General features: G+C 38.8%; 8 protein-coding genes. 6 read left to right on the forward strand and 2 right to left on the reverse strand.

Annotation, left to right across the window (positions count from 1 at the left end; translation table 11 throughout):
• Nucleotides 1–132 precede the first annotated feature (132 nt).
• On the reverse strand, nucleotides 133–1,968 hold the full coding sequence (locus tag ADH67_RS02150) for an IS1634 family transposase (protein WP_066591198.1): 1,836 nt from the start codon (nucleotides 1,966–1,968) through the stop codon (nucleotides 133–135).
• 232 nt (nucleotides 1,969–2,200) lie between these two features.
• On the opposite strand from ADH67_RS02150, the gene ADH67_RS02155 reads away from it, so the two are divergent.
• Nucleotides 2,201–3,991 (forward strand): IS1634 family transposase, encoded by a 1,791-nt coding sequence (locus ADH67_RS02155; protein WP_066591070.1) that lies wholly within the window; start codon nucleotides 2,201–2,203, stop codon nucleotides 3,989–3,991.
• A gap of 571 nt (nucleotides 3,992–4,562) precedes the next feature.
• Here ADH67_RS02155 and ADH67_RS02160 read toward each other — a convergent pair.
• Nucleotides 4,563–5,609 (reverse strand): glycosyltransferase family 2 protein, encoded by a 1,047-nt coding sequence (locus ADH67_RS02160; RefSeq protein ID WP_066591199.1) that lies wholly within the window; start codon nucleotides 5,607–5,609, stop codon nucleotides 4,563–4,565.
• Nucleotides 5,610–5,925: 316 nt separating this feature from the next.
• Between ADH67_RS02160 and wecB the strand changes: the two genes are divergently transcribed.
• The 5 genes from wecB to ADH67_RS02185 all read left to right on the forward strand — a co-directional run bounded on the left by wecB (nucleotide 5,926) and on the right by ADH67_RS02185 (nucleotide 12,700).
• The gene (gene wecB, locus ADH67_RS02165; RefSeq protein ID WP_236578448.1) at nucleotides 5,926–7,206 is read left to right on the forward strand and encodes a non-hydrolyzing UDP-N-acetylglucosamine 2-epimerase; all 1,281 of its coding nucleotides are present in this window, start codon (nucleotides 5,926–5,928) and stop codon (nucleotides 7,204–7,206) included.
• 3 nt (nucleotides 7,207–7,209) lie between these two features.
• Nucleotides 7,210–8,502, forward strand: a complete 1,293-nt coding sequence (locus tag ADH67_RS02170; RefSeq protein WP_066591200.1) for a glycosyltransferase — start codon at nucleotides 7,210–7,212, stop codon at nucleotides 8,500–8,502.
• A gap of 162 nt (nucleotides 8,503–8,664) precedes the next feature.
• Complete coding sequence (locus ADH67_RS02175) at nucleotides 8,665–10,944, forward strand: glycosyltransferase (RefSeq protein WP_066591201.1); 2,280 nt, start codon at nucleotides 8,665–8,667, stop codon at nucleotides 10,942–10,944.
• Between the two features lie 205 nt (nucleotides 10,945–11,149).
• Entirely contained in the window at nucleotides 11,150–11,953 is an 804-nt protein-coding gene (locus tag ADH67_RS02180) for an ABC transporter permease (protein ID WP_084081410.1), read from the forward strand.
• 3 nt (nucleotides 11,954–11,956) lie between these two features.
• Nucleotides 11,957–12,700: an ABC transporter ATP-binding protein gene (locus ADH67_RS02185; protein ID WP_066595614.1), complete on the forward strand. Its 744-nt coding sequence runs from the start codon at nucleotides 11,957–11,959 to the stop codon at nucleotides 12,698–12,700.
• Nucleotides 12,701–12,818: the final 118 nt, after the last annotated feature.

Raw genomic sequence — 12,818 nt, forward strand, 5'->3', positions numbered from 1 at the left:
TTGCCGGCGCCGTCTGCGGTTCCAATTCGCTCGTTCCCGCATCTCCAGCATTTCCAGCATCGTCCGCATTATCAATAATCCTCGAAGACTCCAACTTCCGTTATCCCCAAACTTTGTTAGCCCTAGACTATATCAGTCGGGCTTAAAAAGGCGAGGGGGTTTAAGACAGCCCAACAAACTGATGAGGTCCCTATCTTTTTTAGGTAGGGGCTTTTTCATTATCCAGTTTGTTCCAGACGGGGCTCTTACGGCTTTATGCCGGCTTAAAGAAGCAAATGCCATACGCAGTGAATCGCCGGGCAACTTCACCTTGCGTCTCTCAGTCTCTGATAAATCGACCTTATTCTGCTTTCTCTGTTCCTGACAGTACTTTTCAATCTCCGGCAAAGGCTGCGCGAAGTTTCTAACATTCATCAGAAAGATATTGCGCAGCGGCTGAGCTAGCGACAGCAAAAAGAGTTTGCCCTCATAGGTTGCTTTCGTGCTGTAGAGCCTGTCGCCGGAATTTTCTACCTTAAATCCTCTAAAGGCTTCTTCTATAACATTTCTCTGTCTGCTTATTCTGACAGCGGCACTCGGGTCTTCTATGCAATTTGTTCTTATCGCCCAGGCGCCCTTAAGACATCTGACACTATCGAGCGCTTTAGTCTTTTTTATCCAAACTTTTCGCTTCTCATCTTCTTTAATATAGGGCGATGCCTGCGTATACAAGCTATGTTCCACGGTCAGTCCTTTATTTTTCTTTTCCAGCACCTCAGCAACGACAGCTTCTAATTGTTTCATCTGAGCAGTTTGGAGTTCCGGATTCACATACAAGTGAAGATACTGAGTAGTGGTAAAAGTTTGCTCTGTCACCGGCATTTTTTGTTGCCAAGACTCTGTAAAAGTTCTGCAATAGAGTCCAACGTCGGGAAGATAAAAAGCAGAACTAGAGAAGGAAGCTTTGTATTTTCTGAATTTCTCCTTTATCCCTTCCTCAGAAAGAGGCACTCCCGTGAGGTAGCCGAGCTCAGAATTAATGAGCTGCTGCACGTTATGGAGGCTATGGTAGCCTCTGTCGGTAACGAATACAGTATCGGTCAGGTCAAAGTTAGCGTTGAGCATATCGGCAATCACAGTAGAGTACAGGGCCTTATCGTTAATAGAGCCTTCACTTTCTAAGGCGTAGACCGTCTCTCCGGTTAAGTAGTCAATTCCTAGGGTGTAATTAATTTGTTTTAAATCCGGTCGCTGTTTTGCATGTCCAAAGGCAGCGTCTTCAATGGTTTCCGAGTAACTGTGAACGCATGTGGAATCCAAAGCCAGGAGGTGGCGGACGTTGGAAGCTAAAGTTTTTTGTTCAGCCAATTTCTCATAGAAGTTACGAACCCGATCGAATCTAAGCTTGAAGTATTTTTTAATAGTCTCATCGGTTATTTTGGCAAGAAGCCTGCTTATCTGGGCAGAATCAAGTAGTTGTGCGCTGGGAAGCCATTGTTGCGGCAACCATTGCTGATAAATCTGTAAGGCCCCGTTGGAAGAAAGAAAAACATAAACCGCCAGTTTGAGAAAATTGTCTGCATCCTCCGGTTCTAAAACCTCTTTCAAATCTTTAAGGATGTGATGTTCCAGGGCAGTGTGCCAGCAGATCCAGCTGCCGAGCGGAGAAACAATGTCATCTAGGCAGGAACTGCTTCTTTGTTCTTCTAAGGCTTCGGTTTCCTCTTCAGTCTTTGTTACCAATTCATTGCTTTCGTAAAAGTAGAGTTGGCCGGCAAACTCAGGATATTTTTCAAGGAACTTCTTGCTGAAAGAGACCTTGCCTGTGGATGTGTTCAGAGAGCCTACGTAAATACGTTCCTTAGGCTCGGAGCGCTTCTTTTCTTTATTCCATTCATTCCTATAGCGAACGACATAAGTAGTTCCGTTGGCGTTATGGCAGGTCGTGTATCGAAAGTGGCCGTCGGGGTAAATTTTAGTACGTCCCATGATTTAATAGACCCGCTGTGTATTATATAGTCTATTATAGTACAAAAAAAGAAAAACTTGGGAAAATTTTTAACTTTTCTCAATTTTTCCAAGTAGTTATTCCCTGAATTCCCGTTAATCTAGGTGCATATTTAACAATTTCTTGCTTTTTCTTAATAACTTGCTGATTTAGTGCTCTTTTTGAGTTACGAATCAGCTTTTTTATATATTTAATAGGTGATAATTATCTCCTATGAAAACCGATACTTCTCAAACAAATTTTGATCCTTCGGCTCAAGAAAACTATTTCATTGAGTCAGGAGTTATCTCACCCATTTTTATTAAGAACAATCATGGGATTAGATATGCGATTTTCTACAGAAATAAATGGGAAGGCTCCACTTGCCAGAAACAATTCCAGAAAACGGTAGGAAGAATTTTTGATGATGACTCAGTAGAGCTAGGAAAGAAATTCTTAAGTCAGTTTCCTGCTTTAAAGGACTGCAAGGCCACCTTATCTGGAAGAACAATACGTCTTGCCGGTCCAAATATTGCGGTGCTTCCACCTCTTGAGCCCATGGCTCAACAACGTCAGGCTTTCTTTGATGAACTCGATCAGAACACTCGACTTTCTGCCGGAGCCTCCTATGTCTTGTGGCAAATAGCCCAACAAAACCATCTGCTGACTGATCTTGAGGATGTATTTGGGAAAAACCGTGCGGCAGTTCTTCTGTCTTTGGCTATTTTCTTTGCCTCCGATCCGGGCGCCGTTGCCTCAGAATTTGAGATCTACAGCCATCACACTTGGCTGCCTTGCTCTCCCTTGAGCTCTCAGGAAGTCTCCGAAGTTTTTCAAAGCATCTTAAATCCAGAAGTCATGCGATTTCTTCACAAAAGGATTCAACACTCTAAATCTTCCGAGCAGAATTCTCTTTATTGGAGCTTTGACACCACCTCTATCTCTTCTTACTCTGAAACCATCCGAAAAACTGCCTATGGTTACAGCAAAGAAAATCCAGAACTGCCTCAGTTAAACTTGGGTCTGATCGTTTCCGAAAATTCCGGAGAACCTCTGTATTACAAAGTTCTGGAAGGTTCAATTTCTGATCCTCTGGCTTTAAGGCAGTTGTTGGTAGACACCGCTCAATTGGATACCTCCAACGTTAGCTTAGTCATGGATAGAGCCTTTAGCTCACCTTCTTTGCTTGACCAACTTTATAAAAACAATCTTGGATTTATCTGCGGCTCTAAGACCAACCTTAATTACTGCAAATCGGTTATTAACAGTTTTGCCAGGGAATTGCAGTTAGGAGGCGTGGATACATTCTTAGAAGAATATGGACTGCAAGCCAAAACATCTTCAACTACTTGGTCTTACTACGATCCTTCAACAGGTTATCGTGAAAGGAAGCCACTGTATATCCATGTTTATCTTGACCCATTCCGTGCCGCCGGAGAAAGAGAAACATTGTTGAAAAAGCTGAAAAAACTGCAGAAAAAAATTAAAGCTAAATCTCCCTTAAATAAACCGGAAGCAGACTTGCGTAAACAGTTCTTTATCAAGGGCTCTCTAGGATGGGCTTACGACAAAGAACTGTGGCAGCAAAATGAAAAACTACTAGGGCTATTCGTATTGGTGTCCAGCTCAGTATCTTCGGCAGCTGAAGCTTTGAGAATTTACCGGCAAAGAGACATCGTGGAGAAGAACTTCAATAACCTCAAAGAGAGATGTTCGGGACGCCGCATGCGTTGCCAGGAAAGCGCTTTAGAAGGAAAAGTATTTGTTCTATTTCTAAGCTTGATTTTGCTGATGAATTTAAAAATGCGTTTCCACCGGGCAAGAGAAGAAGAAAACTGTCAGGAAGAAAAAGCAAAATTTTTGCCTGACGATGTCCCCGACTTCTTAAGAGGGCTGAGTGTGATAGATGTCACAAGCCGGAAATCAGAAAACAATCAATTCTTTTATTGGGACTTAATTCCAAAGAAAATAAGATTAACTTTGGAAGCCATAGGAATCAAAGAACCTCCTAGATTTATCACCTAGGAGGTCCGGAATTCAGGTTATTCGTGGATTATAGTCTAATTTACAAAATTTACATTTTTTGTGTTTCTATAATTCTGCAAGGTTTGGGTTGTTTGCTCGAAAAACTCAACTTTAACGGATGTACATGTCGCTTTTTTGTTATTTGTTGTTGCCTGATGTCAAGGGATGCAGGCGGAAATGGAGGGGACCCGCTTGCGGGGAGCAGGCCGTTTAAGAGCCGTAATGCCCTTGACAGAAGAATGCAACAACCTTCACGCTATTAGTCGGCCCCTCCGACATACATGGCGGAGGGGCCGACGTCAGATGGCGAATCGCTTCCCCCTTTTCTAAAAGGGGGACGGGAGGGGGCTTGGTGAAATAACGAATTTGCTTGGATATGTCAAATTTCCCACTAATCCGGGAAGAACCAGATATTTATGTTTATCTATTTGTTTAAAAAAGATTTTAAAGATTTTTTTTGTTATTTTCTTAGATAAATGAATGCGTCCGCCCTGGTTGAAGGATACGTCCACAACCGGCTCCAGATAAGGGTTCGTGTAAAAACAGGAAAGAGTCTTTATTAGGCTATAGTTTAATTTTTGGGGAAATTGTTAATTAATTCAATAAAATAACTTGAGATTATTCTTTTTGCTCGTCCTATACCAAATTTCTTTAATCGATAGAAAAGATAAATAAGGTTCCAAACTGTTTTGGAAGGATTGTTTTTTTTGGCCTTCATAATCCAGTTTAGTCCACTGTAATATCTTGGTTTTCTCTGGGCAATTTCTTCCCAAGGAACTTCCGAGAATGTTTTTAAAAGATCATCAAATCTATAGTCTGCTCCCTTCACAGCCCACAATAAAAAATCTGCCGCCCACTCTTCAAAACCTTGATTAACATTAACGTATCTTTCTTTCAAAAAAATCTTCATTAGTTGGACAGCTTTGTAATAGTCTTGTTCCTCTTCTGTAAGAGAGTTGCTTAAGGAAGATAGTCGGTTTACCCTATGGTAAATGCTGCATTTTCCAGTATGAAGGATCTTTCTTGCCAATATCAAGGAGCTATAAACAAATACTAAATCTTCAGAATTTCTTAAATGGGGAAAGAGCAACTTATTGTCTTTTATAAATTGTGTTTTAAACGCTTTGTCCCATGCCCAACCCATATATGAATAAAAAATAGAGTCTTTATCTCCCGGGTTTTTCTGTGGACGATTACTCCAACCAATTTTGTTTATAAAGCCACTTTTATGGTCTAGCTCATAAGATCCGCAAATTCCTACATCTGGATTTTGAAGCAATACTGGATAAAAAGATTCAAAATAATCTCTACTTAAAATATCGTCTCCGTCTAAAACAAAAAAATAATCGGTCCATATTTTTTCTATACCAATATTTCTGAGCGAACTTACTCCTTGATGCACCATTCCGTAGAAGTGCCAACTTTCATTATTTCTACAAAAAGTTTCCACGATTTCCTTTGTTCCGTCCGAAGAGCCATCATCAAAGATTAATACCTCATCCGGCGGAAAGCTCTGCTCTTTCAAACTCGTCAACATTTCTTCGATGCAATCTGACATGTTCCAAGTGGTTAGAACTACAGAAAAAGTAATTGCTCGCTTGTGTTCACATTTATTCATTTTTTAACTCGTTCTTTTTTCGTTGGGACTTTAGCCATTAAAACTAAAAGAGATTGTCGCAAGAATTCATTAAATAATAGTTTCGCAAATTTTTAAACGCCAGATCCAACTGCCAAACGAAAGCCAGGTAGACCGAGACTGCATCCGATCGCGGACCCAACTCCTAAGAGAAGAATCGATAGGCCCAAAAAAACAAATCAACAGAAAACTGACATTGAGAAAGCTTCAAACGGTTAATAGATTGCTATAGTGCAGAAAGTTGAGAAAGTTTTAATGCAAAGATTTGTAAATAAGTTCAAATTAACGAGAAAGTCGCTTGACAATCATCGATTATGCTCAAATTCATCGGTACTCACTTTCAAAGGCGAATTTAAAAGCAAAAGTTGTGTTAACCTTCACAAAAATCCGCATATTGTGTAGAGAAGTAACATGCGTAATATTTATTCTTTTGAAAAAAGAAGGTGAAATTGTGGAGAAGAAGGTTCTCGTTTTTGTTGGCACGCGACCAGAAGCTATCAAAATGGCTCCTGTTTACAAAGAATTGAAGTTGAGGAAAGGTTTTAATCCAATTCTCGTGTCATCTGGGCAACATAAAGAAATGCTTGCACAGGCTCTTACTTCATTTGACTTAGCTCCAGATATTGACTTGAAAGTTATGACGTCAGGCCAGTCACTTAGCGGGATGAGTGCACGCCTTTTTGAGGCCATAGACGGTCTTCTTGAGAAGGAAGAGCCGGATTGCATTTTGGTTCAGGGTGACACAACTACAGTTCAAGTAGCTAGTTTAGTTGCTTTTTATCGTCGTATTCCTGTAGGACACGTTGAAGCTGGACTCAGAAGCCACAATATTTACTCTCCTTTTCCTGAGGAGCTGAATAGGAAAATAACTGGATTAGTTGCAACTTGGCACTTTGCACCGACATCGTTGTCTAAAAATAATCTATTGTCGGAGGGTATCCCGGAAGACAAAATCCTTGTAAGTGGCAATACGGTAATTGATTCTTTGAAATGGATGTGTGCAAAGTTAGAGAAAGAACCCCCCAAGCTACCTCTAGAGATTGAAGACGCTATATCACAAAATAGACGAATCATTTTAGTGACTGCCCACAGAAGGGAGAGTTTCGGGGACGGCTTTGAACATATTTGTGCGGCAATTGAAAAACTTTCAGCGGCTTTCCCTGAAGATAGAATAGTTTATCCGGTCCATTTAAATCCAAATGTGAGGAAAGTGGTATTTGCTCACTTAAATAATCATAAAGGGATTATTCTTATTGATCCTTTGGATTATGAGACCTTTGTTTATCTTGTAAATAAATCATATCTTGTCCTTACTGACTCAGGAGGAATACAGGAGGAAGCTCCATCTCTTGGAAAGCCTGTGTTGGTTATGCGAGATGTTACCGAACGTCCTGAAGGGGTTGAGGCAGGGGTCAATCTTCTTGTAGGAACAGATGCCAGTAGAATCTTTAGTACGGCCAATAAATTTTTGGTTGACTTAAAAGAGCATGCGAGGATAGCAGCCATTCCAAGTCCTTTTGGCGATGGGACTGCCTCTAAACAGATCGTAAATTTCCTAGAGAAACACATTAGATCATAGTTAATGAAAAGTATTAGTGCCAGAAAGATTTCTCACGCCTATCGTCAGGTTAAAAGAAGATACGATAGGTATGGGATATCTATAATTCAAGTTGCGTTTAATCGTCTTGTGCTAAGACTAAGGACTGCTCTGGATAATTTGTGTTATCCATTTTTTTTTAATAAGGAAGACTTAGAGTCATTATTCTCTTCCAGATATGAATTCGTTGATTATTCTGCTGGTAAGCTCGAATGGAATGGAAGACTGGTGCAGCGGTATCGGCAGATCGCTACAGAGTTTTCTAAATTGGACGGCTTAGTTATATCGGGATCTTTGCCTCAGGTAGATAATGTGCGATTCGTAAGAAAGATTTCACCTCACCATATCTTAATTAACCCATATATTCGACCATTAGTAAAAGATATTGAAAAATTATGTTCGGCGCAAACTAAAAAGGTAATAGTTAGATTGCAATCCACCGATTTTACTTTTTCAATTGAAGATGTGAACAGATTCAAAGAAATGGGTTTTTCAATATTATATGAATATATTGATCCGTTTCATGAAAATATTTCGGGGGATATTCCAGAAAAGATTTATGAACGGCATAAAAGGATTCTTCAAGATGAAGGTATCTTTGTTTGCTGTACTGCTGATGCGCTAAAAAAAGAAGTAAGTATTAATAGAGCAAATGTGTTGCTGTCACCAAATGGTGTGAATTTGGAGCATTGGAAAAGCTCTGACAAACCTAATAAAAATTCAGCTTTTTATAAAGAGTTAAAAGGTAGAAATTCGCATAATTTGCCGGTTATTGGATATCATGGCGCCTTGGCAAAATGGATAGATTATGACTTGTTAAAGAAGATCTCAAAAACCGGTGACTACTTTTTGTTGATAATAGGCCAACAATATGATGATTCTTTAAAAAAAAGCGGACTCTTATCTTCTCAGAATGTATTCTATGCCGGACCTGTGGATTACGATTTTCTCCCTCAAGCGGCACAGGCTTATGACATTTCTATTATTCCCTTTGAACAGTCTGAGTTGTCAAATTGTGTTTCCCCTATAAAACTCTTTGAATACATGGCACTTGGAAAACCGATAGTTTCAACAGAAACATCAGAAGTTTTGAAATATAGGTCGTGTTTGGTTTCTCAAACTCATGACGGATTTATAAAAAAGCTTGAATATGCACTTCAACTTAAAAATGAACTGTGGTATCGCAAAATATTGAATGAAGAAGCTCGATGCAATAGTTGGAACGCAAGAGCCAAGCAACTTCTTGCTTTTTTGAAAGAAGAGCAATTCAAAGTGTAAGCTTTTTAACTGCTGCAAAATTTATAGAATAAGTAATCTTTCCGAAGCTATCTTTAATTATTCTTAAAAACTTCGAGGAAACTTATAGGCTAACAAAAGCATCCAAAATCAATGATATAAGGTCATATTTAGATTATTCAAATAAAGAAAAAAGGTTCAACGATGAAGCAATTGATTGCTAAAAGTATTCGTACAGTGCGAACTGGAGGTTTCCCACTTCTTGCTCGAAAAGGGAAAAATTATATAAAAAAACAAATCGCTAAGAGAATTTTAGAGGACGGGCAAAGGATCGAGGAGCTGCCAAAACTTCCTGAGAATGTTCTGCACCCGAAAGATTTTTTCAATTTGACAAACCTTATTCAGATGCTTCATACCGGCAACTACAGAGGGGTGTATGTTCAAGGTTCCCAATGCATTGGATGGTTTGATTGTGTAAAACAAAGAAGCCATCATATAGCAGAATACTTTATGGAGAAGGGATATCTAGTTTTATGTGGAGCTAATCAAGCTTTCTCTGGAGACACAACTTCCTCTTTAAAGTTCATTAACAAAAATTTAGTTCTCTTTAATGTAGATTCTCGAGCTTTCGTAAAAGAATTGTTGGAAATAGTTGCTCAGGAGTTTAATGGATTTAAGTTCTATCAGATTATTGCAACAGAGCCAGGAATGACATTAGAGGAAATTAGTTTTATTAAGGAGCTAGGATTTGAGTTCATGTACGAGATGCATGATGAACTTTCTCCAGAAATTTTTCACTCTATTAATCAGACTATCTTAGACAGGCATAGCCAGATTCTCAAGGATGAGGACGTTATAGTTCTTACGACGGCTGATTTGCTGTATGAAAAAGTGAAAGAAAGAAGGAAAGGTAATGTTATTTTATCTCCAAACGCGGCAAAAATAGAGGATTGGGAGGTAAATAACGAAACCTTGAAGGTATTACCTCAGGAGATTGCCTCTTTGGTCAAAGAAAAAAGACCCATTGTCGGTTTTTATGGAGGTTTTGCTTCGTGGTTAGATTATGAGTTAATCCGTAAAGTCGCAACGAATTTTCCAGAATGTCAAGTTGTGATGATCGGCTACGATTATGAGCAAGGGCATGGAGCGTTCGCAAAAAGCAAAGTTTCAGAGATCAAAAATGTGACGATTGTCCCTGCTCAAAAGTATTCAAATTTGAAATACTTTAGTCAGTATTTTGCCGTGGCTATCGTTCCTTTTAGGGATTATGAATTATCCAAGACTGTTTCACCTGTGAAAATGTTTGAGCATATGGCTCAAGGAATTCCTGTGGTTGCGTCTGGCTTACCTGAGTGCGAAAAGTATCCACCTGTTTTTGTCTCTTACAGCCATGAACAATTCTTAAAGGATGTTGAGAAGGCATTGAGTTTGTCAAAAGATAGTGACTTTAAGAATAAACTAAAGGAGTGTGCGGCCGCGAACTCGTGGAGGAGCAGGGGCGCCGAAATCATGGAGCTCTTCGAAAAGAGATATAGAGAAAGTTTCCCTTTATCTTTAGAGCAACCACTTCTTTCGATTGTGATTCCTACTTATAACATGGATAAGTACATTACACGGAGCTTGGATGTTCTTGCCCATCCGTGTTTCGCTAAATTGATAGAAATTATTGCGGTTAATGATGGTTCTAAGGATTACACCCCGGAAATTCTTAAAGGACAACTTCAAAGGTTCGATAATCTAAAGGTTATAACAAAAGAAAATGGTGGCCATGGATCTTGTATAAATGCAGGGATTGCAGCATCAACAGGTAAATTTTTCAAACTCGTAGATGCGGATGATTTTTTGTCACCAATCTCTCTACTTCAGCATTTACTTTTTCTATATAAATCGGATGCCGATTTAATTGTGACAAACTATCGGAGGTTTGATGAATCTGGAAACGTCACATTAGGTGTTTCTTACAGTGAGAGACTTGAAGAAGGCAAGACTTACGAAAGTTCTGATTTTTACAATAGCATGCTTTCATTGTTAGGCTTTACCTCTTACGCACATATGCACTCAATTACTTATAGAACAGAAATTCTCAAAAAAATGGGTAGAAAAATTTCTGAGAATTCTTTTTATGTGGATCAGGAATTTATTACATATCCTCTACATAATGTAAAAAAAGTTCAATATCAGAATATATTTCTTTATGACTATCTTGTTGGACGTCCGGGGCAGAGCGTGGATATCACAGTTGCGAAAAAAAGAGCCAACATGAATTTGACGATTCTGAAAAAGATAAGAGAATACTATTCGTTGCAAAACAACGAAGTTCTAAAGAAATACTTGAATAACATATTGTATGAGCAGTCTTATTTCTGGTTTTCTCTTACAGAAGATAAAAGCGAAGCTCAAGATCTTCTATCTTGGTGGAAGAGAAATAACCTAAATTCTTATGATTTTAAAGATTTTGAAAATATGGTTGCTCGTATAAAATAAGAGTATTGGGTATAGTCTCAATTTTTAGAGATGTGTCGGCCAAACTGTGTAACTCATAACATTTAGCCATCGTTTTCAAAACAATTAAGATGGCTTTTTGGGCGTTTTTTTGCAATGGCGAAGGACGCCCATCCGATTTAAAGGCCTCTCTCATTGGGAGAGGTAGAATGTGCGCTTTACTGGTAATCTTTTTTTATAACTGCTAATGATCAAATTAAATGCTAACCGAGAGGGCAAAATAGATATTTTGGCTGCCATCAAGAACATCTATTTGCCTCTTTATTTGGCGAAATCCGATATTCGTCAGAGGTACAGAAGATCTACTTTGGGTCCTTTTTGGATTACTATTTCTACAGGAGTTATGATTGCCTGTCTTGGGAGTATTTTTGGAACGATTTTTAAAACTCCCTTATACGATTTCTTGCCCTTCTTATCGGCTGGATTAATTTTATGGGGATTCATTTCATCAACCTTAACTGAGGCGACTACGGTTTTTTCTAGCTCAGAGCCAATCATTAAACAGCTTCCTATCCCACTGTTTACGCATGTAATAAGAATGGTGGCGAGAAACTTTTATATCTTTTTGCATAATTTGATCATTTTCCCAATAGTTTTAATTTGTGTTCAACGTCCTTTAACTTGGGAGTCTTTGTATTTAATTCCAGGCTTAGCAATTTTATTGCTAAATCTGCTTTGGGCGTCTCTGAGCATTGGAATCATTTGTTCGCGCTATCGCGATCTGACACAGATTATGACAAGCATTCTCCAAATTTTCTTTTATGTAACACCAATTATTTGGATGCCTTCAGCTTTGCCTGCGCGTGCAAGTCTGATGGTTTTGGATCCAAATCCGTTTTATCATTTCATGCAGATACTTAGGTGTCCGCTACTAGGAGAATCGCCGACTTCCTTGAATTGGGGCATCACTCTTTTAATAACTATTGTGGGTTGGGTTTTTGCAGGAATTCTTTTTGATAAGTATCGCTCTCGAATTGCGTATTGGTTGTAAATGATGGGAAAGATTATATTGAAGAAAGTGTGTGTAGATATTCCTGTCTACAATTCGCAGGGAAGATCTCTAAAAAAAACAATGATGGGGATCGCTACTGGTGGAAGAATAGGATTGACGGAAGCGGGAAAAACCGTTATTCGTTCATTAGACAACATTGATTTGCAGATTGCTCCATTGGAAAGAGTGGGAATTATTGGTCATAATGGTTCTGGGAAAAGTACTCTTTTAAGAGTTCTTGGTAAGGTCTATGCTCCATCTAGCGGAGAAATTAAAATAGATGGAAAAATAGGTTCTCTTATCGATATTTCTCTAGGTATAGATGGAGAAGCTACTGGAATTGAAAACATATATCTTCGTGCTGCCCTTCTAGGAGTGCCTAAAAAACAGGTAGATCGCGACTTACAATCTTTAATTGAATTTACAGAGTTAGGAGATTTTATCAATATGCCCGTTCGGACTTATTCTACGGGTATGCATTTACGCCTCGCTTTTGCGGTATCTACAATGATATCTCCCGAAATATTATTGATGGATGAATGGCTTTCCGTTGGAGATAACAATTTCCAAGCAAGGGCAGAAGAAAGACTTAACAAACTCATCCAACGGACCAATATACTTGTAATTGCAAGTCACTCTCGAGCTTTGATTGAGAGATGCTGTACTAGGGTAATTTGGCTCGAGCATGGTAAAATCAAAATGGATGGAGTCCCCTCAGAGATTTGTCCTTTGTATTTCAATTATTAATAAAGAATTTGACGAGCCATTTATTTTATTGAATTTCGATATTTTTAGTAGCTAAAGCTTTTAGTAAGCTAAATTTAAGTCGAATTCTCACACTAACTTTAAAAGACAAAATCTCAAA

It is taken from the genome of Turicimonas muris, assembly GCF_002221595.1.
GTDB classification, from domain to species: domain Bacteria; phylum Pseudomonadota; class Gammaproteobacteria; order Burkholderiales; family Burkholderiaceae_F; genus Turicimonas; species Turicimonas muris.